General features: G+C 70.1%; 18 protein-coding genes and 2 pseudogenes. 5 read left to right on the forward strand and 15 right to left on the reverse strand.

Annotation, left to right across the window (positions count from 1 at the left end):
* Positions 1-60: 60 nt before the first annotated feature.
* Positions 61-1,080: a glutamine synthetase gene (glnII, locus tag ACIBTX_RS18320; RefSeq protein ID WP_357172103.1), complete on the reverse strand. Its 1,020-nt coding sequence runs from the start codon at positions 1,078-1,080 to the stop codon at positions 61-63.
* Positions 1,081-1,143: 63 nt separating this feature from the next.
* A complete protein-coding gene (gene glsA / locus ACIBTX_RS18325; RefSeq protein WP_396832754.1) occupies positions 1,144-2,781 on the reverse strand; it encodes a glutaminase A in 1,638 nt (545 codons plus the stop codon).
* Positions 2,782-3,474: 693 nt separating this feature from the next.
* Between glsA and ACIBTX_RS18330 the strand changes: the two genes are divergently transcribed.
* On the forward strand, positions 3,475-4,599 hold the full coding sequence (locus ACIBTX_RS18330) for a DUF1996 domain-containing protein (RefSeq protein WP_357172101.1): 1,125 nt from the start codon (positions 3,475-3,477) through the stop codon (positions 4,597-4,599).
* Positions 4,600-4,811: 212 nt separating this feature from the next.
* Here the strand turns inward: ACIBTX_RS18330 and ACIBTX_RS18335 are convergent.
* Positions 4,812-5,030: pseudogene (locus tag ACIBTX_RS18335) on the reverse strand (hypothetical protein); the annotation flags it as partial.
* Here ACIBTX_RS18335 and ACIBTX_RS18340 point away from each other — a divergent pair.
* Entirely contained in the window at positions 5,019-5,171 is a 153-nt protein-coding gene (locus tag ACIBTX_RS18340) for a hypothetical protein (protein WP_396832799.1), read from the forward strand. The pseudogene ACIBTX_RS18335 and the gene ACIBTX_RS18340 overlap by 12 nt on opposite strands.
* Before the next feature lie 370 nt (positions 5,172-5,541).
* Here the strand turns inward: ACIBTX_RS18340 and ACIBTX_RS18345 are convergent, their stop codons facing one another.
* From ACIBTX_RS18345 to ACIBTX_RS18380, 8 genes are all read right to left on the reverse strand, one after another.
* The gene (locus tag ACIBTX_RS18345) at positions 5,542-6,753 is read right to left on the reverse strand and encodes a helix-turn-helix domain-containing protein (RefSeq protein WP_396832755.1); all 1,212 of its coding nucleotides are present in this window, start codon (positions 6,751-6,753) and stop codon (positions 5,542-5,544) included.
* A gap of 261 nt (positions 6,754-7,014) precedes the next feature.
* Positions 7,015-7,992 (reverse strand): hypothetical protein, encoded by a 978-nt coding sequence (locus ACIBTX_RS18350; protein ID WP_396832756.1) that lies wholly within the window; start codon positions 7,990-7,992, stop codon positions 7,015-7,017.
* Positions 7,993-8,024: 32 nt separating this feature from the next.
* Complete coding sequence (locus ACIBTX_RS18355; RefSeq protein ID WP_396832757.1) at positions 8,025-9,554, reverse strand: OmpL47-type beta-barrel domain-containing protein; 1,530 nt, start codon at positions 9,552-9,554, stop codon at positions 8,025-8,027.
* A gap of 8 nt (positions 9,555-9,562) precedes the next feature.
* The gene (locus tag ACIBTX_RS18360) at positions 9,563-13,513 is read right to left on the reverse strand and encodes a ThuA domain-containing protein (protein WP_396832758.1); all 3,951 of its coding nucleotides are present in this window, start codon (positions 13,511-13,513) and stop codon (positions 9,563-9,565) included.
* A 19-nt stretch (positions 13,514-13,532) separates the two neighbouring features.
* Positions 13,533-14,537, reverse strand: a complete 1,005-nt coding sequence (locus ACIBTX_RS18365; RefSeq protein ID WP_357172094.1) for a multicopper oxidase domain-containing protein — start codon at positions 14,535-14,537, stop codon at positions 13,533-13,535.
* 231 nt (positions 14,538-14,768) lie between these two features.
* Positions 14,769-15,605 carry an amino acid ABC transporter ATP-binding protein gene (locus ACIBTX_RS18370; protein ID WP_357172093.1) on the reverse strand — a complete coding sequence of 279 codons (837 nt, stop codon included), beginning with the start codon at positions 15,603-15,605 and terminating at the stop codon, positions 14,769-14,771.
* A 5-nt stretch (positions 15,606-15,610) separates the two neighbouring features.
* A complete protein-coding gene (locus ACIBTX_RS18375) occupies positions 15,611-16,405 on the reverse strand; it encodes an amino acid ABC transporter permease (RefSeq protein ID WP_357121130.1) in 795 nt (264 codons plus the stop codon).
* Positions 16,406-16,483: 78 nt separating this feature from the next.
* Positions 16,484-17,302 (reverse strand): basic amino acid ABC transporter substrate-binding protein, encoded by an 819-nt coding sequence (locus ACIBTX_RS18380; RefSeq protein ID WP_357172092.1) that lies wholly within the window; start codon positions 17,300-17,302, stop codon positions 16,484-16,486.
* Positions 17,303-17,693: 391 nt separating this feature from the next.
* Here ACIBTX_RS18380 and ACIBTX_RS18385 point away from each other — a divergent pair.
* Positions 17,694-18,086, forward strand: a pseudogene (locus tag ACIBTX_RS18385) (multiprotein-bridging factor 1 family protein); the annotation flags it as partial.
* Positions 18,087-18,197: 111 nt separating this feature from the next.
* On the opposite strand, the gene ACIBTX_RS18390 reads toward ACIBTX_RS18385, so the two are convergent.
* The 3 genes from ACIBTX_RS18390 to ACIBTX_RS18400 form a co-directional block, all read right to left on the reverse strand.
* Complete coding sequence (locus tag ACIBTX_RS18390) at positions 18,198-19,106, reverse strand: hypothetical protein (RefSeq protein ID WP_363659813.1); 909 nt, start codon at positions 19,104-19,106, stop codon at positions 18,198-18,200.
* An 80-nt stretch (positions 19,107-19,186) separates the two neighbouring features.
* Positions 19,187-19,849 (reverse strand): response regulator, encoded by a 663-nt coding sequence (locus ACIBTX_RS18395; protein ID WP_396832759.1) that lies wholly within the window; start codon positions 19,847-19,849, stop codon positions 19,187-19,189.
* Positions 19,846-20,964, reverse strand: coding sequence for a histidine kinase (locus tag ACIBTX_RS18400; protein ID WP_357121118.1), 1,119 nt, complete (start codon positions 20,962-20,964; stop codon positions 19,846-19,848). Before ACIBTX_RS18400 ends, ACIBTX_RS18395 begins: the two co-directional genes overlap by 4 nt.
* Before the next feature lie 216 nt (positions 20,965-21,180).
* Between ACIBTX_RS18400 and ACIBTX_RS18405 the strand changes: the two genes are divergently transcribed.
* Entirely contained in the window at positions 21,181-21,564 is a 384-nt protein-coding gene (locus ACIBTX_RS18405) for a DUF6223 family protein (RefSeq protein WP_357121115.1), read from the forward strand.
* 52 nt (positions 21,565-21,616) lie between these two features.
* On the opposite strand, the gene ACIBTX_RS18410 is transcribed toward ACIBTX_RS18405, so the two are convergent.
* Positions 21,617-21,991: a DUF6069 family protein gene (locus ACIBTX_RS18410; protein WP_396832760.1), complete on the reverse strand. Its 375-nt coding sequence runs from the start codon at positions 21,989-21,991 to the stop codon at positions 21,617-21,619.
* Positions 21,992-22,193: 202 nt separating this feature from the next.
* Between ACIBTX_RS18410 and ACIBTX_RS18415 the strand changes: the two genes are divergently transcribed.
* Entirely contained in the window at positions 22,194-22,688 is a 495-nt protein-coding gene (locus tag ACIBTX_RS18415; RefSeq protein WP_357121109.1) for a MarR family transcriptional regulator, read from the forward strand.
* Positions 22,689-22,693 lie beyond the last annotated feature (5 nt).

Raw genomic sequence — 22,693 nt, forward strand, 5'->3', positions numbered from 1 at the left:
CACTCCATGTCGTGGTAGCTGCCGCAGCAGTGCGGCGTGGTGAATGTCGGTCCGACCGCCTCAGACGAGGTCGGCGGCCTTCAGGGCGCTGCAGCAGGTGTCGACGATGAGGCGGGTGACGGTGTACGGGTCGACATTGGCGTTGGGCCGGCGGTCCTCGATGTAGCCCTTCTTGTCGATCTCCACCTGCCACGGGATGCGGACGGAAGCACCGCGATCCGAGACGCCGTAGCTGTACTCGTTCCAGGGCGCCGTCTCGTGCGCGCCGGTCAGACGGGCCTCGACGCCGGCGCCGTAGCTGCGGATGTGCTCGGCGGGCTTGTCGCCCCGGCCGAGGGCCTCGCAGGCCTCGATGATCGCCGAATAGTTCTCGCGCATGGCGCGCGTCGAGAAGTTGGTGTGCGCGCCGGCGCCGTTCCAGTCGCCCCGCGCGGGCTTCGGCTCCAGGGTCGCGGAGATGCCGAAGTCCTCGGCCGTGCGGTGCAGGAGCCAGCGGGCGATCCACAGCTGGTCGGCGACCTCCAGTGGGGACAGCGGACCGACCTGGAACTCCCACTGGCCGGGCATGACCTCGGCGTTGATGCCGGAGAGGGACAGTCCCGCGGCGAGGCAGTTGTCCAGGTGCTTCTCGACCACGGCGCGGCCGTAGATCTCGTCCGCGCCGACGCCGCAGTAGTAGCCACCCTGCGGAGCCGGGTAGCCGCCGTCCGGGAAGCCCAGCGGGCGGGAGCCCTTGAAGAACGTGTACTCCTGCTCGATGCCGAACAGCGACTCCTGGCCGGCGAACTGCTCGGCCACCGGGCGCAGCAGCGCCCGCGTGTTGGACTCGTGCGGGGTGCCGTCGGTGTTGAACACCTCGCAGAGCACCAGCAGGTGCGCCCCGCCGCGGATGGGGTCGGCGTAGGTGGCGACCGGTTCGAGGACCCGGTCGGAGCTGCTGCCCTCGGCCTGGTTGGTGCTGGAACCGTCGAAGCCCCACGTGCCCGGCGTGACGCCGTCCTCGATGATCTTCGTCTTCGACCGGAGCTTCGCGGTCGGCGCGGTGCCGTCGATCCAGATGTATTCAGCCTTGTACGCCATGGGTCTCTTCTCCTGTGATCGGGCCGGATGGCCCACGAAATCGTGATCGGTGGAACGGACGGTTCAGACCGCCGCGAGCGGCGCGTCGGTTCGCACGAGGGTGGCTGACGCCGGGCCCTCGCCCACCGTCGACGTGAGCAGTGCGACAACGTTGTCATGTGCTCCGCGTTCGGCATCGGAGAGCGCCGTGCCTCCCCAACGGTCCCGCAGAGTTGGATCGGCCCCCCGGTCCAGGAGGTACTGGACCACGTCGAGGTTTCCGTCGGAGGCGGCCAGGTGCAGCGCCGTCCGCCGGTCGTAGTCGGCCGAGTTCGGATCCTTCCCCGCGGCCAGCGCGAGCCGGACGTACTCCAGATCGCCGTGACTGGCGGCCCACAGCAACCGCGTGGTCGACGCCACCTCGTCCTCGTTCCTGCCACGTCGCGGATCGCGTTTGCCGGAGTCCTCCCCGGCGGCCAACGAGTCGTAGACGTGGAAGTTGAACCGGTTGATGAGTTCCTTGCAGAACGCGACTCCCCGGACGGAGTTGCCGAGCGCGTCGAGGCGGGGCGACCAGACGCAGACGCCCATCACGCCGGGAACCACGATCATGAGTCCGCCGGAGACACCGCTCTTCGCCGGCAGACCGATGGTGAAGGCGAACTCCCCCGAATAGTCGTACATCCCGCACGACGACATCAGCGACAGGCACTTGCGTGCGGTGTCAGCCGAGAAGATCCGCTCCCGGGTGAGCGGGTTGACGCCGCCGTTGGCGAGTGAGGCGGCAACGACCGACAGCGACCGCGCGTCGACCTCGATGGAACAGCACTGGAAGTAGAACTCCAATGTCTCGGTGAGGTCGGTGCCGTCCGGAAAGGCCTGATGCTCGCGCATGAAGTACCCGAGCGCGAAGTTCCGATCCGCCGTACGCCGTTCCGAGAGATAGACGGCATTGTTGAAGCCGACCGTCCCGCCGCCGGCCAAGCTGCGCCACGTTTCGGCGACGTGGTCGAAACGGTCGGCCATCTCCCATCTCGGGCGCAGCAGCGAGCAGCACATGATCGCCCCAGAATTGATCATCGGGTTGTGCGGAAGGCCCTCGTTGTTCAATGTCAGCTCGTTGAACCCGCGACCGCTGGGTTCCCGCCCCACGTGCCGATGGACCTGTTCGGCGCCGTGCTGCTCCAGCGCCAGACAATAGTTGATCGGCTTGCAGACCGACTGGACGCAGAACGGGGTCTCCGCGTCCCCCACGGCGAAACGCTGGCCGTCGGTCGTGCACAACGCGATCCCGAAATTCTCCGGATCGACGCGGCCGAGCTGCGGGATGTAATCGGCTACCCGCCCCCCGTCCACACCCCTGAGGCCCTCGTAGATCGAGAAGATCTCCGTCTGTAAGGCGGCGAAGTCCGGAATGACGAGGTCTCCGCGAAGGGACCTCTCGATGACACCGCCACCCGTCCTGCACCACGCGATGAAACGGGATATGTCGATGCGGGCCGGACCGTCGCCGCTGGTGGCAGACCGCACCTCGACCAGGCGCGGGTCCGTCTCCGAGATGCCTGCGGCGCGCAGCCGGCCGACGAGTTCCGCCACCGCGACCGTTCCGTCGGTGTCGACCGTGAAGGATCCGAACAACTTCCCGTACTCCGCCGCTGCAAAATCGTCGAAGCCGGACGGCTCGATACGGCGGGACCACGCCTGATCGGGGCGACGTGGCACGGCTCTGGTTTTCCTGGTCGCGGGCATAGCGGGTTTCAACTACTCCGTAATCAATGGTGACAACGTGGTGGCGACGCCATCTCCGGGAGTCGCGCTCCGGTGACGGTTGACCCACCGACCTTTCGAAGACTAGGAGGGACCGGTGTACGACCGCTTGATTTCCTCTTACCTGCGACTGCCGCCCCCAGCCGCTCCATCGGGGGTGCCGGGACACGTGAGTGAATAGGGGCAGCACTACCGCTACGGTGATTTCTCACACACCTTTAGAACAGGTTGTGTGAATCCGTTGGGCGCACGCCTCCGATGTCATGGTCGCGCGCACGCGGTCACCCAGCCGTCCGTACGCGCCCGGCTAGCCGCCGGTCCCCCCGTCGTCGACGAACGCGACCACGGCTGCCCAGGCCGGCCCGGCACCTGTCGCGACGCCTCGTGCGGCCGAGGGGCGCCGGGGCGGACGACCCCGTGGGAGGCTGGCGACACCGCCGACACCCGCGCGGCGGCGGGGATGGACTGCCGACGGACCCGCCGATTACGTCTTTTCGAGAATCGATATCCAATCGACAGGACAGACCGTCGCGCAGAGCTGACAGGGCAATCCCGGAGCGATATTTAAGGCATATTTAATCGGCGCGGCCGGATAGGCGCAGGGGGTCGACTCGTACTCTTTCTCCTCGGAAGAAAGGTGCACCCTCGTTGACACATCTGCGATCCACCCCTCGACACCGTCGCGCCCTGACCGCCCTGCTGGTGGTGGGCCTGGCATTCACCGGCGGATGCAAGGAGTCCCCTGGCACGCCCGGCGCTTCCGGCCCGTCCAGCGACACCGGCATCGGCTCGTCCGGACCCGCGACACCGACGACCGCCCCGGCGACCACCCCGAGCGCCCCGGGCACCTCGACCAGCCCGTCCGCCCCGGCCAAGCCGGGCACCTCGTCCACGACCGCCGCCGCGCCCACCACGTCGGGTGGCTGGATCACCGTCGACGCCGCCGCGCAGGCCGCCGCGACGAGGGCGTTCTTCGCGCGCAAGCCGAAGCCGGTGACCGGCAACCCGGTGAAGGTCGCGGAGTTCAACGTCGGCTGCACGGTCAGCCACCACAACAGTGACGACCCGATCGTCCTGCCCAAGCTGGCCGGCGCCTCGCACAACCACACCTTCTGGGGCAACAGGTCGACCGACGCCACCTCGACGGCGGAGTCGCTGCGGGCGTCGAAGGCGACCACCTGCAACTCGCCGGACGACCAGTCGGCCTACTGGGTGCCGACCATGTACCAGAACGGCAAGGTCGTCGACCCGACCGAGGTGACCGTCTACTACGGTTCCCGCCTGAAGGACCCGAGCAAGACCCAGCCCTTCCCGTTCGGCCTGCGGATGATCACCGGCAATGCCAAGAACCAGGTGGACACCCCGGACAAGCAGGGCAACCACTTCTGGTGCGCCGGCATCGGTGGCGAGATCGGCCGCAGCGCCGACAAGACCTTCCCCGTCTGCGCCAAGACCGCGCACGTCGTCCGGCAGATCACCTTCCCGGACTGCTGGGACGGCAAGCACCTGGACAGCCCCGACCACAAGGCGCACATGGCCAACGGCGACCACACCGGAGCCTGCCCGAAGAGTCACCCGGTGCCCGTCCCGTCGGTGTCCTTCGTGATCTCGTACCCGTTGAGCGCGAACACGAACGGCATCACCCTCGCGTCCGGCACCTCGTTCTCGATGCACGCGGACTTCTTCAACGCCTGGAAGGACGAGGCGCTGGCCGCAAGGGTCCGCAACTGCCTCGACCAGAAGGTGAAGTGCAACTCCGCCGGCAACTTCTGAACTGACCGGCCGGCGAGTCGACGCCGATCGACGAGGTCTCCGGTGGACGATTCGGGCGACCAGCCCGGACCCGATGCCGGAGACCTCGCGCCAGCCGACTCGACTGCCGACTTGCGCAACAGACCCAGGAATTTCTGCTGCCGTCGGGAACGCCCGGTCGGCGGCGAACTCGCCGATGTAGACGACGGCGGCACCACCGCTCAAGCGCGGACATCCCTGGTCCATCCGAGGAATCGGCGGTGCAGCACACCGGCCGGCGTCCACCGCATGTCCTCGGTCGCCTGCACGAGGTAGGACCCGAGGTAGAGGGCCAACGACACCGGAGCGTCCGCATACTCCGCGCGCAACTCGCACTTACGGATCGTGCAGGGCCAGGGCAGGCCGCAGCCACCGCAGCTCCAGATCGGCATGACCGGACCGTGAGCGGTCATCGCACACCGGCCAGGAGGCAAGCGATCATCGTCGATGTCTGCCGACTGGTCGCCCATCCGCCCTGCCAGCAGGGGTACGGCGCGAGCCGCGTCCACGACGTCCGGCAGCCGTTCCACCTGTCGTACGAGCCCCGGATGTGAACCGCGATGTTCGCCTCTCGCCGCCCACTGCTCACTGCTCACCCTCCTGGGGCCAGTGGACACGACTGATCGGAATCCGGTGCCGGGCACGGCAGGGCAGGTCTGCTCCGCAGCGGCAGACGTGTCGCCAGAGCCGCCACGACCACACCGGCCGATGCCTGCGGGCGAGCGTCAGCGCGGTGGCCGAAAGGTACTCCTCATAAGAAACGCGCCGCACCGACCTCTCCCCCGTTCGAGCACGAGGAGGGCTCCCTGCCCTCGAAGCTGAGGGACGCGGCGACCAGGCGATACCCGCACCGCCCGCCGCATCCCGTGAGCAAGAAGCTACGGTGGGTCGCGGAACGGAATGGGTAGAGTTCCTACCCCTGGATCACGAGAGAAGCCCGACCTTGACTGCGAGGTCACGGGCGTCGTCACGAGTGGAACGTGGGCCGTCGAGCAGGTCCACGGTGATCTGGCGGGCGTACCCGTTGAAGCGGATGGTCTCCGGTGCCGACTCGTACGCCTGCCGGAGGGTCGAGACGGCCGCTTCCGTGTCGTTCTTGCCATGGTGCGCCCGCGCGACCTCGATGAGATGGCGCGCCCGGCGCGGCCTCGACGGGATCGCCGCGGAGTCATGACGGCGCGCCTGTCTCACCGCCTCACCGGACTTCTGCAACTCCACCGCCACGGTCACCGCATGAGCGCCCATGATGACCTTCGAGAACGATGTCTGCGGCTGATAGAAACCCGTTGGCAGGCGCTGCGCCACTCGATCCGCACGATCCCAGTACCGCCAGGCCCTACCTTCCTCACCAGCACGGGCGGCGGTGTAGGCAGCCTCGAAGTTCAACGCACCCCAGAGCGCCAACAGGTTCGTGTTCCCATCGGCCGCACGGGACTCCAGCGCCGACAGGAGGTTCACTGTCACCGCCATCGCCGTGTCCCAGTCACCGGCATCCCGATGTACCTGGCAGAGGAACCACCCCGCGCACGCCACCGCCTCCGGGTCGCCAGACTCCTGCGCCGCCACCATCGCCCGGTCGGCGACCCGCCACAACAACTCGGCTACGGGCTGATACGCGAGGAACATCTGCGCCAGGCCGAACGTCTCCGCCAACAGGGCCTGAGCCTGCCGACGCTCGTCACCCTCGTACGCCAACGCAGCACGCTGCACGTCGCGCAGCAACCCCGGCAACAATCCGCCCAACACCGTACGGTGATCCGACGCCTGATGACGCGCACGCCAGGCCATCGCGAGCCGATCCCTCAGTCTCGTCAACGACTCCGGCGAGATCTCGTCGAAAGCTGCGAAGCGGTTCACCGCGTCCCGCACCGACGCCAGCGCCGGGTGCTCCGGCCCATTGACAGCAGCAGACCGCGCCCCCAACTCGCCGGCAAGGACGGACACCTCGACCTTCAGAGCACGCGCGATCCGGTCCAGCATGTGAATACGGGGCGGCAGGATCCGATCGGTCTCCACCGCCTTGACCCACTCGGCACTGCGACCGACCAACCCACCGAGCACCGCGCGGGTTTTGCCCGACCGCTCGCGGTAAGCCTTCAACCGCTGCCCGAAGGTCAGTTCCGGCACGAGATCCATCCCGAACCTCCTCGTAGCGCGACAACACCAGCCGTATCCAGGGCCGACGTTGCCTCAACGCTACCGAGCGGCCAAGTCCCTCATAACCCCCTCGCTGGCAAGTTCTGGGCGCTCCGACACCCCACCCGCAGCTGTCTCCGGGGTCGGGGTCGGGCTGGTGCTGGTCCGTCGCAGCCCCACCCGGCTCGCGACGGTCCGGGCCGATATGACGGCGGTGACCGGTCACCCCGAGGGGTGACCGGCCACCGTCACGTCGATCGGCTAGAGCTTCGCCGCGCCCGCCTCGGTGGCGTCCTGCACCGCCGAGGTACGACGGACCTCAGCCCGCTCGTCGCCCGCGTCCTCCCGGTCGGCGGCGGACATTCGGGCCGCCCGGTTGGCGGTCGGCGCGGCCTGGTCGCCCGTCACGCCGCCCCGGATGCGGTTGTTCGCCGCCACCTGCGCGGCCGGGTCGTTGCCCGTCACCGTCAATTGGCCGTTGATGATGTTGTCGTCGACGGTGACACCACCGGTGGTGTTGGTGACGCTGACGTCCGCGCCCCAGTAGCCGCCCGAGGCGCAACTGTCCAGGGTGCCGTTCGGGCCGAGCTGGACGCCGCCGAGGTTGCCGGCGAAGGTTGCCCTGCCCCGGACGGCGCTGCCGCACACGACACTGCCGGTGGCGCTGTTGAGCACCGAGAGGGTGCCGTCGACGAACGAGTCGTGCACGTCGGTGTAGTACGTGCCGGTGCTGCTGACGTTGCGCGTCACCTGGGTGCCCTGGTCGAGGCGTACCTCACCGGCGCCGACGGTGACGTTTCCGCCGATCGTCGACGCCTCGGCGAACAGGAAGCTGTCGATGGTCGCCGAGCCCTTCGGCCGGACGGTCAACGCGCCGGTCCGGGCGTCGGACAGGAAGACGCCGTAGCCCCCGGCGGCCAGCACGACCTGGCCGTCGACGGTCGTCTCGGTGGCGTCGAGGTAGCCGTCGGCGGCGATCCGTACCTCACCGCTGACCCGGCCGCCGGTGACCACCAGGTTGGCGCCGGCGGCGACGGTGACGTTGCCGGTGATCGTGGTGCCGGTCAGCGCGCAGGACTCGCCGGCCGGGACGAGCAGGTCGTTGGGCACGGTTACCGCGCCGCCGGTGCCGATGCAGTGGGTGACCAGGTCGGCGTGGGCGGTGGGCGCCACGGCCAGCACCGCGGCGGTGATGACGGCGCTCACGGTGGCCAGCTTGGCGACGGTACGTCCGGGCATCGTGGTTCTCCCTCTGAATGAGATGCGGGGGCTCATGCGCCGACGTCCGATCGGGCCGCGGCCCGGACGATGGCGCCCTGCTGGCGCTTGCTGAGCGTTCCGGCGGTCACCAGCGCGGTGGTGACCGCCTCGACGTGCCGGACGAAGTCGGCGTGGCCGGGGTAGTCGGCGTGTTCGTCGATGAGATCGTTGATGGTGCAGCCGTCACCGGTGTCGACGTTCGCCACGCCGGTGTCGACACCGTCGATGACCACCGTTTCCCGCGTGTCGGAGGCGGGGCAGGCGTCGGTGCCGTCGGCCACGACGGTGAACGTCACCGACTGCTCGGCGGCGGTGTTACCGGCGGTGTCCGTCGCCCGGTAGCGCAGGGTGTGCGCCCCGACGGTACGGACGACGACCGGCGCGGTGTACGCGGTCCACGCGCCGCTGTCGAGGGCGTACTCGGTTCGCGCCACGCCCGAGTCGGCGTCGGTGGCCGTGACGGTCACGGTCGCGCCGCCGACGTACGCGCCGTCGCCGTTCCGGTCGCCGGCCACCGTGGCCGTCACGGTGGGTGCGGTGGTGTCCTCGGCCGGCGGCGCGACGACGGTGAAGTGGGCCATCTGCTCGGCCGAGGTGTTACCGGCCACGTCGGTGGCCCGGTAGTGCAGCATGTGCATCCCGGTGGCGGTCACCACGACCGGGCTCGTGTACGCCGTGAAGGCGGCCCCGTCGAGGGCGTACTCGATGGTGGCGACCCCCGACCCGGCGTCGGTGGCGGTCAGTGTGGCGGTGGCCGTACCGACGTAGTTGCCGTCGCCGTCGCGGTCGCCGGTCAGCGCGGCCGTGACCGTCGGCGCGGTGGTGTCCTCCTCGGTCGGCTCGACGACCCGGAACGACACCGAGCCGACCGCGCTGGTGTTGCCATCCCGGTCGGTGGCGCGGAACTGGACCGAGTGGTCGCCGACCGCGTTTACCTGCACCGGCGCGGTGTACGGCTGGAAGCTGGTGTCGTCGACCTGGTATTCGACGGTGTCCACGCCGGAACCGGCGTCGGTGGCCGTGACGGTGACCGTCGCCGCGCCCACGTAGTTGCCGTCGCCGTCGCGGTCACCGGACACGGCGGCGGTGACGGTCGGTGGCGTGGTATCGCCGCCTCCCCCGCCGTCGGTGACCACCAACTCGCCGACCATCTGGCTGTGGCCGGGAATCGAGCAGAAGTAGCGGTAGCGGCCCGGCGTCAGCGTGACGGTCGCCTCGTGCCGGCCGTTGTTGGCGTCGAACGGACTCGCCAGGATGTTGAGCGTGACGTCGTGGTTGTAGCCCTCGGTGGACGTGTCGAAGGTCAACGTGTGCGGCATTCCGGTGGTGTTGCCGGTGGCCGCGCTGTTCTCCCAGACGATTGTCGTCGCGCCGGCCACCGCGGTGGTGGGGACGGACTTGTAGCGGGTGGTGTTGTCGTCGGCGGTCCAGGTGAGCACCTGGTCCGCGGCGGCGCGCGGGGCGGCGGAGGCCGGTGGCGCGGCCAACGGCGCGACCGTGAGCAGGACCGCCGCCAGCGCGGCCGTGAGTCGTCGGATCATCGTCTCTCCTAGAGCTCGCGCACGCGGATGTTGCGGAACTCGGTCAGGTCGTTGTCACCGTGGTTCTGCAGGCCGATGAAGCCGCGCAGGAACTGCCGCAGGTCGGTCGGCGGGTCGCCGGCCCGGGAGGACTGCTTGCCCGGCGTGTTGTCGAACTCGTTGATCACCACGCCGTTGCGGATCATCGTGTAGTGCTGCCCGACCACCCGGATCTCGTAGTCGTTCCACACGTTCTTCGGGGTGATGCCGGCCTGGGCGAGCGGCACCGGGTCGAAGTTGTAGACCGAGCCGGTCTTCTGCGGCTCGCCGCTCTCGCCGTCGTAGATCTGGATCTCGTGTCCGCAGTAGATCGCCATCCAGGCGGTCGAGGTCCGGGCCGACCCGATGGTGCCGCAGCTGCCTTCTGGCCGCTGCTCCAGCGGCACCCGCAGGTCCGGGAAGCGGATGAAGACACCGGTGTTGGCCCGGTTGGTGCCCGGCGCGATGTCCTTGAACTGCACCTTCAGCGAGAAGTCGCCCAGCTCCCTGGTGTGCCAGAGCATGCCGAGGCCGCCGCTGGAGCGCAGCGCCCCGTCGGGCTGGATGCTGAACGAGCCCGTCGGGGCCTGCTCCCAACCGCGTAGCGACTCGGCGGTGCCGTCGTAGAGCGGCTCGTACCCGGTGCGACCGTCCCGGCCGATGTCGGAGGCGGCGGCCAGCCGGGTGAGCGTGCCCGCCTCACGGGTGTTGAGCAGGCCGTCGTCCTGCAACGCGCGGGTCACCGCGCTGACGTGCCGGACGAAGGCGTTGTGGTCGGGCCAGGTGCTCTCGTCGTCGACGAGGTCGTTGATCGTGCAGCCCTGCCCGACCGTCCGGCTGGGCACGCCGGTGTCGGTGTCGCCGAGCCAGACCGTGGCCCGGGCGTCGGGCACCGCGCAGCCGACCGTGACGGTGGTCCGCACGGTCGCCGTCTCGCCGTCGGCGTACGTGACGGTGAGCTTCGCGGTGTAGGTGCCCACCTTGGCGTACGTGTGTCGGGGGTCCGCCTCGGTCGAGGTGCCGCCGTCGCCGAACTCCCACCGGTGGCTCACGCCGCCGGACTTCGAGCCGGTGAAGGCGATCGTCAGCGGCTTGTTCTGCACGGCCACCGAGGTCGCTGCGGGCGCCGGGGTGGGCGCGCCACCGGTGTAGGTGACCCGGATCAGCTTCTGGTTGGGGCTCAGGCTGAAGAAGCCGCCTCCGTAGTCGAGCAGGTAGAGCGCGCCGTCCGGGCCGAACTTGGCGTCCATCCAGCTCTGCAACCGGTTGTCGCCGTTGCCGCTGGGGATGATGGCCCGCAGCGACTCGGCGTACACCGGCGGGGCGGCCTGCGGCACGCCGGCCTCGTCGACGGTGACCGCGACCCGGTTGACCGGGTTCGACTGGTCGCCGATCAACCACTTGCCGTCCCAGTGTTCCGGCCAGGCGACGCCGCTGTCGGTGTCGACGAGGCTGCGGTGGTAGGTGGGGCCGGACATGATGGCCTGCCCGCCGCCGCGCAGGTACGGCTGCGTGTAGGTGGCGTCGGCCGCGACGTAGGTCGGAAGGCCGCTGCCGTCGGTCCGCTTCGGGAAGACCGGGCCGCCGCCGTCCGGCGAGTACCAGATCATGTTGTCCCGGGCCGCCGGGATGTCCTCCAGTCCGGTGTTGCGCGGCGAGGTGTTCTTCAGGTTGTCGCAGTCGTACCAGCCGGTCAGCACGCTGGCGTCGGTGTTGCTGCGGTCCCGGTACGGCTGCCGGTTACCCATGCAGTACGGCCAGCCCTGGTTACCGGCCGAGGTGATGATGGTGGCCGTCTCGTACTTCGCCGGACCGAGGGTGGGGCTGGGCGACGAGGCGTCCGGGCCGACCCAGCCGGCGGTCAGCCACTGGTGCACCGGGTCGATCTGGAGGCGGGCGATGTTGCGCACGCCCATGACGTAGATCTCCGGGCGGGTCTTCTCCGTGCCCGGGGGGAAGAGGTTGCCCGGCGGGATGGTGTACGTGCCGTCCGCCTCCGGGTGGATCCGGATGATCTTTCCGGCGAGGTCGTTGGTGTTACCCGACGTGCGGCGGGCGTCCTGGAACGAGGTCCCCTGGTACTCCTCGGTCCAGTTGTTGCCGGAGTAGCCCTGCGACCCCTCGGAGGAGTTGTTGTCGCCGGAGCCGACGTAGAGGTTGCCCTTGGCGTCGAACGCCATGCCGCCACCCGCGTGGCAGCAGCTGTGGATCTGCACCGGGAACTGCAACAGGTCCTTGCGGGTGCCCTGGTCGATCGTCTGGGTCGTCCGGTCGTAGGTGAAGCGGGAGATGGTGCGCTGCCCGACCCGTTTGACCCGGTCGATCGACTCGTGTGGCATCCAGTAGACGTAGAGCCAGCCGTTCTCGGCGAACGTCGGGTCGGGCACGATGCCGAGCAGGCCCTCCTCGTTCTTGACCAACTCCGAGCCGCTGCCCCGGTTGCCCATCACCTCCAGGGTGGTGAGCAGCTTGACCTGCTTGCTGCGCGGGTCGTAGGAGTGGATGGTGCCGCAGCCCAGGCCAACCTTCGGGTCGTTCCAGTCCGCGATCGGGCCGCTCGGGCAGGCCGCCTTGCCGACGTAGAAGACGGTGCCGTCGGGGGCGATGGTGAGCCCGTGCGGCTCGCCGATCTGGTCGAGCTGCCCGGTCTGGTTCGCGGCGGTCAGCCGTTCGACCTTGTAGTTCGCGGCGATCGTCGCCTGGCAGTCACCGCGTACGCGGCCGGTGGTCCAGTTCAGCGCCCCGGTCAGGTGCGCCCGGAACGCCTCCTCGCCGTAGCTGCCCTCGGTGTGGCCCATGCCGGTGTAGAACGACCGCCCGCCGTCGTAGTCCCGGCACCAGGACACCGGGTGGAACGGACCGTTCGCGCCCGGACCCGGGTCGTAGTGCCGCTCCTCGACCTGGGCGAGGGTGTGCACCGCCCCGATCGGGTTCGTCTCCCAGTTGTCCCAGCGGTCCGACCGGGTGAGGGTCAGCGGCAGCGACGCGGTGGCCGGGTGTTTGCGGTCCAGGATGTCGACCACCGCCCGGTTCACCGGGGTCGGCGGCGGCGCGGTGGCCGTGCCGGTGAACAGCCGCAGGTCGGCGAGCTGGATCAGCGGCTCACCGCTGTTGGCGGTGATGTTCAGCCGGTAGCGGCTGAACTCCTGCGGCGAAGCGATGTCGAACCGCCGGGTCTGGAACCGTTCGGCGAACGCCTGGTTGGTGCGCTGGTCCAGATCGGTCCAGCTCTGGCCGTCCGTTGAGCCCTGCAGGGTCCAGTCCTTCGGATCCCGCCCGACGAAGTCGTTGGCCGACGTCAGCGCGTACCCGGTGATCCTCTTCGGTGCGGCCAGCTCGTAGGTCACCCAGGCCGTGGGCGTGCGGACCAGCCACTTCGTGTTGGCGTCGCCGTCGGTCAGCTTCTCCTTGGTCTCGGTGGGCGGGTTCTCGCCGCTGGCGGTCACCCGGGCCACCGGCTCGGCCACCGGGATCGCGCCGGCCGGGCGGGCGCCGATCAGGCCGGTGAACCAGGTCGAGTCGACCTGCGCGCGGGCGGCGTCGGCGATGCCGACGAAGCCGCCGCCGGCCTTCATATAGGCCTGGAGCGCCAACTCCTGGTCGCGGTTGAGCGCGGCGCCCGTCGCGGAGAGGAACACCACGCTCCGGTACGCGGAAAGCTTGGTCGGAGTGAACACACCCGGGTCCGTGGTGGCCATGACATCGATGTCATGACTGGCCGCAAGTTGTCGGATGGTGTCCACCGCGCGCGCCACCGGGTCCTGCTGTTCGGCCACCGGCCCGTGGAACACGAGCACGGCCGTGTCGCTCTGCTGCGTCGGCGCTGGCGCCGCGCTCGCCGCTCGCGGCGCGGCTACCGCCGCCGATGCCGTGGTCGTGGCCGGGATCAGCGTGGCGAAGGCCGCTATCGCGGCGAGGGTACGTCGTAGGTCTCTTGTCATCCCCGTCCCCACCTTTCGGTCAGCTTCCGTGCGTGTGGGTGTGGCCCTGGAACCGGTGGATCGCCTCCTCGGCGCCGGGGGGCATGCTGCCGTCGGCGTTGCGCACCAGGAAGATCCCGGCCATGCCGCCGTCGGAGTGGTTCTGCACGTGGCAGTGGTACATCCACGCGCCGGGCCCGACGCCCTCCCCGGCCAGCACCTGGAACCCGAACGAGCTGCCCGGGTTGAGGTCCTTGTTGTCGACGACCAGGCTCGGGTCGGCCGGCCCTTCGAGCATCCCGGTGCGGTTGTCCGCCCAGCGGTGGGCATGCAGGTGGAAGGTGTGGAACAGGTTGCCGTGCCCGATGGCGAGCCACTCCACCCGCTGGCCCAGGTTCGCCTCGAACATGGGCGTGTTCGGGGCCATCCGGTTGTTGATCGTCATGTCGTGGAACACGACCGTGAACTGCTTCTCCGGCAGGATGTCGCCCCGACGCCGGACGATCAGCGCGCCGTACAGTCCCTTCGCGACGCCGGCCGTGCCGTGGTCGGTGCCCATGGCGTGGTCGTGGTAGTGCCAGTAGCCGGCGCTGCCGGGCATGTACCGGCGACCCGACGCGGCGACCATCTCGTGCGAGCGCCACACGTACGTCCGTGTCTCGCCGGGGTCGTTGAAGGAGTCGTTGAACGGACTACCGTCCGAGTCGGTGCTGTAGTCCACGCCGTGCGGGTGGATGGACAGCCGCTGGTCGGTGGTGTTGACCAGGGTGATCTCCAGGGTGTCACCCTCGTAGATCTCCAGCACCGGTCCGGGCACGGTGGCCTGGCCGGGTGCGAGGCCGTAGCCGTACAGCCCGCCGGGCAACTGCTCGGCGTAGATGGTGACCTTCCTGGTCACTCCGGCGGCGGCCTGCGCGGGGCTGCCTCCGAAGGCGCTCCCGAGCGTGGGGGCGGACGCGCCCAACGCTCCGGCGGCGAGCGCCCCGGTGGCGATCAGTGATCGGCGGGACAGGTGGCGATGGGAGCCAACGGCCTGATCGTCCATGGGTCTCCGTTCCCGACCGGGCGAAGACGCGACGAGCGCAGGGTGCATCGACCGCCGAGCACAAGGCGGCAGCACGACTGGGGTGAGGATCGTCGCGGACTTCGCTCGGAAGACTCAGAACTTTCGATGGATGAACCCAACTTATGTAATCCATCGACGAAAGTACAGGTCTGATTGCAGGAAGATTACCGCGACATCACAATGGCCATCGATCGGCCGGCGCTGGTGGTGTCAGAGACCGTGCCGGTCGTCGGCCGGCAGGCTGGGGGTTTCCGGTGGCGCCGGCGGCTGCTCGGGCTGACCGACCCGCGCGTGCGTCGGGTCCAGGACGCGGGAGAGGAACGCCCGGGTCCGTTCGTGCTTCGGCGCGCCCAGCACCTCCTGCGGCGGCCCCTGCTCGACGACGACGCCACCGTCCATGAACACGACCCGGTCGGCGACGTCCCGGGCGAACGCCATCTCGTGGGTGACCACCATCATCGTCATGCCCTCCTCGGCGAGCCCACGCATGACGGTGAGCACGTCACCGACCAACTCCGGGTCGAGCGCCGAGGTCGGCTCGTCGAAGAGCATCAGCTTCGGGTCCATCGAGAGCGACCGGGCGATCGCGACCCGCTGCTGCTGCCCGCCGGAGAGCTGCGCGGGGAACGCGTCGGCCTTGTCGGTGAGGCCGACCCGCTCCAGGTTGGCCCGCGCGATCCGCTCGGCCTCGGCGCGCGAGCGGCGCAGCACCTTGCGCTGCGCGACGGTGAGGTTGCGGAGCACGGTCAGGTGCGGGAACAGGTTGAACGACTGGAACACCATGCCGATGCCCCGGCGGACCGCGTCGATCTCGACGTCCGGGTCGGTCATCTCCACGCCGTTCACCCAGATCGTGCCGGCGGTGGGTTCCTCCAACAGGTCGACACAGCGCAGCAGGGTCGACTTGCCGGACCCGGACGGCCCGATCACGCAGACGACCTCGCCCTGGCCGACCTCGAAGTCGATGCCCTTGAGCACCTCGATCGGCCCGAACGACTTGTGCAGGTCACGGATCTGTACGGCGGGACGGGACGGGCTGGTCGTCATGCGGGTCACCGGGCCTTGGCGTAGCGGAGTTCGAGGCGGCGTACCACCTGGGACAGCGGCAGGGTGATGACCAGGTAGGCGAGGCCGGCCACCAGCAGCGGGGTGGCGTTCACCCGGTCGTTGAGCATGTCCCGGCCGAACTTGGTGACCTCGATGGTCTGTGCCGTCACGCCCAGCACGTACGCCAGCGACGAGTCCTTGGTGAGCAGGATGAGCTCGTTCGTCAGCGGCGGGATGACGATCCGGAACGCCTGCGGGATGACGATCGTGCGCATGGCGGTGAAATGCGACATGCCGAGGGTACGGGCCGCCTCCATCTGCCCCTTCGGCACCGCCTGGATGCCGGCGCGGATGGTCTCGGCCATGTACGCCGCGGCGGTCAACCCGAGACCGATCGCGATCGAGCCGAACACGCCGCCGGGGATCTGCCGCTCCGGGAAGGCGATGGGGATGCCGTACCCGACGAGGAAGAGCACCAGCAGCGCCGGCAGCCCCCGGAACAGCTCGATGTACGCGGTCGCCAGCCAGCGGTACGGCGCCACCCGGGACAGCCGCATGAGCGCGAGCACGGTCCCGAACACGAGGCCGAAGGCGAACGCGCCCAACGTGTAGAGGATCGTGTTGCGCAGCGCCACGGTAATGATCGTCGGGAACATCGACTCGATGATGTCGACGCGGAAGAACGCGTCGGCCAGTCGGCCCCAGTCCGCGGCGAGGAGCACCGCGGCGATGATCGCGACGAAGACCAGGTACTGGATACCGAGGGACAGTCGTTCCCGCTGGCGGCGGCGCAGCTTCACGTTGGCTCGTTGCCTTCCCGGATTGTGCCGACGGGGTAGGGCACGCGGTCCGCGCGCCCTACCCCTTTGGAGCGTCGATCAGGCGTTCGGCCGCTTGCCGATCCACTTGGAGTAGATCGTGTCGTACGAGCCGTCCTGCTTGGCCTTGGCCAGCGTCTCGTTGATCTTCTTGAGCAGTTCCGGGTTCGCGTCCTTCTTCACCGAGAACCCGTACTGCTCGCCCGTGTCGAACTCGGCGGTCACCGCGAACCCACCCGGGTTCTTGCGCAGGTACTCGGTCCACACCGGCAGGTCGTTGACGGCGGCCTCGACCTGACCGTTCGCGACGGCCTGCTGCAGGGCGGCGAGATCCTCGAACTCGACGAGCTGCAGGCCCTTCTCCTTCTCGAACTTGCGGGCGTAGTCACGGCCGGTGGTGGCCGCCTGCACGCCGAGCTTCTTGCCCCGCAGGTCGTCGAGCGACTTGTACGGCTTCCCGGTCTTGACCAGCATCGCCTGCGTCGCGTCGAAGTACGGGTCGGAGAAGTTCATCACCTTCTGCCGCTCGGCGGTGATGGTCATGCCGGCGGCGGCCGCGTCGCACTTGCCGGTGTTCAGGTCCTGGCCGGACTTGATGCCCTCGAAGGGCGTGTCGATGATCGTCTGCTCGACGCCCAACTCCTTGGCCACGAGGTCCATCACGTCGACGTCGAACCCGGTGACCTTGCCGCTGGCGTCCTTGGACTGGAACGGCGGGTACGGCAGGTGGGTGCAGACGGTCAGCTTGCCGGCCTCGACCAGCTTGACCCCGCTGGCCTGGACCTCGCTGTCGTCCTTCTTGGCACACCCCGCGGTCACCGCCAGAGCGGCGATCGCCACGACGAGGCCGGCCTGACGGACTGCGCTACGGACCCTCACGAATGTGTCCCTCCGGTTCGGCTTCCCGTTGCGCCGGGCAGCCAGGTTGGTACGAAGACGGTGTGACAGGGGACGGTACCTGATTCGACGAACGGTAACTCAGGTCACGCGTTGTAGCCGCAGCGCTGCGGCGACCATCACAGGCCGTGAACGGGACAGTGGGCCCCGAAGGGGACGGCGAACGGGACCAGGCCCACCCGTGCGCCCTGGCGGGCCGCGCGTTCGCGCCGCCGATCCGCCGCGACGACCGGCATTTGAGTATCCGCACCACCCCGAAGGAGTAGGCCAGCGCCCCGAGCGCCGCTGCGCCGCCGCAGAAGCTGATAGACGATCAGTGGTACCGCCGTCACCGCAGGGCAGATCAACCCGGATGGGAGGGCAGGACCTGAGGATGGACACCTACCCCACGACACCTCAGATGGCCTTCGCGCAGTTCGTCCGCCAAGCCGTCGACGACGCCCGTGAGGAACACGGCTGGACCGTCGGCGACATCGCCCACCACACCGGGGTGAGCCGCTCGACGCTGTTCCGCTGGCTCGCCGGAGACTGGCAGCGCTACCCCGAGCTGGCGAAGGTGCGTAGCCTCTGCGCCACCCTCGACCTCTCCATCGCCGCCGCGATCCGGCCGCTCGCGATGCCGGACGCGGCCGAGACGCCCCGGGCGCTGGCGCAGGTCGAGACGGACATGGGCACCATCCGCCGACGTTTGCTGGACGACACCGTCTCGGCCGCGGACAAACGCCAGATCCGCGACCTGCTCCGCCGCCTCGCCGGCCGGGACCTTCCGGTCGAGGCGGCGTCGTCGACCGGCGCCGGGATCACCCGCCGGCCCCGTCGCGGGTGGGAACATCGCGCCGGTGAGCCGAGCGCGCGGACCCCCTAGGGCCCGCCGACGTCAGGTGGCGGCGCGTCCCTGCCGGCGAGAGCCGCCGTCGGGGCGACGGGACCCGATCCGGGGTGCCCGCACCACCGGCGAGCTGCCGACGCCGGGGCGATAGTCACGTGCCGCGGCGGCCACCATGTCGTCGGAGTCGTTCTCGAGCGCCTGCCGCACGTGCGACGGGATGAGCTCGGACGTGGCCATGGCCAGGCGTACCTGCACGGCACGGTCGTCGGCCAGACCTGCCAGATCCGCCTCGCTCAGCTCCAAGGCGCGGACCAGGGCCGCCCGTACGTCCACCGCCGGATCCCTGGCCAGGGCGCTGCGCTGCGCGGCGGTGGTCCGCGGGTTGCGGGCGAGCCCCTTGCGCACGCGGACGGTACGGTCGGCCAACAGGGCGACGACGACCTCGGGGTCGTGGGTGTGGGTGGCGAGCCGCTCGCGTACCTCGGGTGAGGCGTCCTCGACCAGCTCGGCGGCGAGGTGGGGCTCCAACTCGCGGGTCTCGGCGAGCAGGCCCCGAAGCTCCTTGTCGGGCGCGGCGACCATCACCCGGCGGACCGACTCGTCGCAGGCCGGGTTGCTGGCGACGGCCCACCGGACCCACCGGTCGGCGTCCTTGACGAGACGCAGGAGGTTGCCGACCGACGTGGCGGGATTGCGTGCCACCGCCTCCCGGACCTGACGATCGTGGTCGCGGGTCAACGTCCGCAGGGCCTGCGCGGGCGCGTCCGGCCGCGCCGCGACCGCCTTGCGCACCGTGACCGACGCATCCGACGCCAGGTCGATGAGGGTCATCTGTGGTGTTGCGGGGTCCTGTGCGAGGGCGAGTCGAGCGTCCGCCCCGCCGTCGGTCGGACGGTCGGCCGTGGTTCCCGACCCGCTGTGCCGGTCGGCCCCGCCGACGTGCTGCTGCTTGCCCATGGGCGCAATCATGGCACGGGTCGACCGGGGCGCCGCGCGGCAAGCCTGGACGCCGTCCCTGCTCCGGCGGCCCGCCGACCTCAGTGCTGACGCGGGGCCACCAGCCCGGACTCGTACGCGACGACGACGAGCTGGGCGCGGTCGCGGGCGTGCAGCTTGGCCATGGCCCGGTTGATGTGGGTCTTGGCGGTCAGCGGGCTGATCACCATTCGTGCCGCGATCTCGTCGTTCGACAGACCCTGGGCGACCAGGACGACGGCCTCGCGTTCCCGGCTGGTCAGCTCCCGCAGCCCGGTCGGGACCCGCAGGTGCTGTGGTTCGGCGACGTACCGGTCGATGAGGCGGCGGGTGATCGACGGCGCGAGCAGCGCGTCCCCTCGGGCGGCGACGCGTACGGCGTGCAGGAAGTCCTCCGGCTCGATGTCCTTGACGAGGAAACCGGCCGCGCCGGCGCGCAGCGCGTGGAAGACGTGTTCGTCGAGTCCGTAGTTGGTCAGGATGACGACGTGCACGCCGGCCAGCGCCGGGTCCGCGGCGATCAGCCGGGTCGCCTCGATTCCGTCCAGCACCGGCATCTGGATGTCGATGAGCGCGATGTCGGGCAGGTGACGTCGGGCGAGGGCCAACCCCTGGAGACCGTCGGCCGCCTCGGCCACCACCTCGATGTCGTCCTCGATGTCCAGGAGCGCGCGGAAGCCGCTGCGCAGCAGCGCCTGGTCGTCGACCAGCAGGACGCGGATCACGCGGACGGCCCGACGGGAAGTTCGGCGCGGACGGTGAAGCCGCCCCCGTCGCGGGGCGCCGCGTGCAGGCGACCGCCCAGGGCGGTGACCCGTTCGCGCATCCCGAGCAGCCCGACGCCGGGCGCCGGGGCGGCGGCCGGCGTGGCGGCGCCGTCGTCGTCGACCCGGATCGCGAGGGCGTCCGGACGGTAGTCGACGTGGACCGACGCGGTGGCCGCGGCGGCGTGCCGTGCGACGTTGGTGAGGGACTCCTGGACGATGCGGTAGGCGGTCCGGTCCACGGCCACCGGCACGGCCTGTCGCGGCCCCCGCACCGTCAACGTCGCGTCCAGCCCGGCCAGCCGAGCCCGCTGCACCAGCTCCGGCAGGTGGTCGATGCCCCGCGGCGGGTTCCTGCTGTCGTCCCGCAGCGCCTCCAGGGTCGCGCGCAGCTCGCGGCTGGCCTCCCGGCCGGCCTCCCGGATCGCCAGCAACGCCTCCGGCACCGCCTCGCCACGCCGACGGGCCAGGTGGACGGCCACCTCCGCCTGCACCTTGATGATCGAGATCTGGTGGGTCAGCGAGTCGTGCAGCTCCCGCGCGATGTGCAGCCGCTCCTCGTCGGCCCGGCGTCGCGCGGTCTCCTCCCGGGTGCGCTCGGCCTCGTCGGCCCGCCGCTCGGCCTGCCGCAACGCCTCCCCCGCCGCGCCGGCGGCGATCAGCCACGCCACCTCCAGGGCGCCCCGGGCCCGCGCGAGCGCGTCGCCCAACGGCAGACCCTGCGGTGGGGCGAGCGCGGTGAGCGGCAACGCGACGAGCATCAGCACGGCGGCGACGACCGTGACGACGCGGTGGCCCGCCCGCACACCGGTGTACACCGCGAACAGGAAGGCGACCGCCGGCACGTCGAAACCGACCGCCTGGTAGCCCACCGCGCACAGCCCGGTGACGGCCAGGACGGTGACCGGAGCGCGGCGACGCGCCGCCAACGCCAGACCACCGGCGGCCAGCAGCGCATAGCCCAGCAGGTCGAGGTCCATCGTGGAAGGGCCCATGGACCGCCCGGCGACCAGCAGCACCACCGCCACGCCGACGGCGATGACCCAGTCCCGGACAACGGCACGCCCTGTGCTCATGCGCGCACCCTAGCCCGGGGCACGCACCGGGCGACTCCTGCGCGCGAACGACCGTCGACTACCGCGTCCGTGGTAGTCGCGCGGCGGGTGCGTCGTACGCGGCAGCCGCCTGCGCCCGCCGCGGCAGGACGAAGAGCCTCCGGTTGCCGGACGACCGGCGGCCGGCGCGGCGACACGATCGAACGGCACACCACGACGTACGAGAAGGAGAAGCCCATGTCGGTGTTCACCGCTGCCACGTCCGCCCTGCTGGAGGGGATCGCCGCCCCGGACCAGCCGTTGGCGGCCAGCGTCACCACCATGAGCACCGGTCGACTCGGGGCGAGCGTCGGCGGCCTGCTGGGCCTGGCGGGGGTGATCGTCGGCGCGCTGGCCCTGGCCCGCCCGACCAGTCGCGTCGGCACCGGCAGCGGGATGATCGGCGCGACCGTGGCCCTGGCGTCCGGGCTGCTCGCCGTGGGCCTCGGCGCGCTGGTGGTGGCGACCTCCGACAGCGGGATCGGGACCGGCAACGGTCGGGGCGGGGCGTACGTGGCCCTGGTGGTGGGGTCGGCCGCCCTGGGCCTCGGTGGTCTCGCGTTGCGGCGCGTACGAGGTTGAGGGACCGCCCGTCCTGCTCCGCGCGGGAGCGGGACGGGCGGGCCACCCGCCGTCAGGCGCCTTGCGCGCCCCTGCGCAAGCCCACGATCACGACCGCGCCCACCACCAGGTGCATCAGGACGAGGGCGACCCGGGTGCCGGCCGAGGCGTCGACCAGGGAGGCCGGCACGAGCGACAGCACGAGGACGACGAGAGCGATCCCCGTCCAGATCGTGATGGCGCTCGCCCGGAAGCGCTCGAGCACCGCGAGCAGGCCCCAGCCGAGCAGCGCCGCGATCGCGGAGTTCAGGACGACGGCGAGCACCGTGACGTCCCGCGGGCCGACGCCCTGGTCGACGGTGAGCTGCGCGCCGGCGAGGGTCGCGATCGACCACACGGCCACGGCGGCGAGCACGGCGACCGCGACGGCGATGGCCCGGTCTCGCACGCGCGAGGCGCTGGCACCGGCACGGGGAACAGAGGCTTCCGCAGACATCAGGGGTGACTCCTCAGTGGAGGGGACGTGCTGTCGAGATCGAACCGTATCAGAAGGTTCCGTTCTTTACTATCTCGTTCTTAACTTGTTCGCGGGGCGACGATGCTCCGCTACGAGATAGTTCGAATCACGAACCAGTTGCTAGGCTGCCGCCATGACCACCGGAACCTCCGGGCCCGATGCCGCGACACCAGACCTGATGTTCCTGATGTCCTGGGCCACCCACGCGCTGGCTCAGGAACACGCCGCCGCCCTCTCCGGCCTGAGCATCTCGACGCGTGCCTACTGCGTGCTCGATCGCGGTCTCACCGGCGAGTTCACCCAGAGCCAGCTCGGCGAGATGTGCGGCATCGACAAGACGACGATGGTCGTCACCCTCGACGAGCTGGAACGTGCCGGCCTGGTCGGGCGTCGCACCTCGACGACCGACCGACGCGCCCGCATCGTCACCGTCACGCCCGACGGCGAGCGGCTGGTCGCCGAGGCGCGGCAGATCGTCGCGGGACTACAGCACGACATCCTCGCCACGGTCCCGTCGCGCGACCGCGCGATCTTCCTGGACGTGCTCGGCCGGCTGGTGCAGGGCCGACTGTCGACATTCGTGCAGACCGACCGCCCCGCCCGCAGGCGATCCTCCCGGGCAGCCTGACCTCG

The organism is Micromonospora sp. NPDC049359 (genome assembly GCF_044466585.1).
In the GTDB taxonomy this organism is placed as follows: Bacteria; Actinomycetota; Actinomycetes; order Mycobacteriales; family Micromonosporaceae; genus Micromonospora.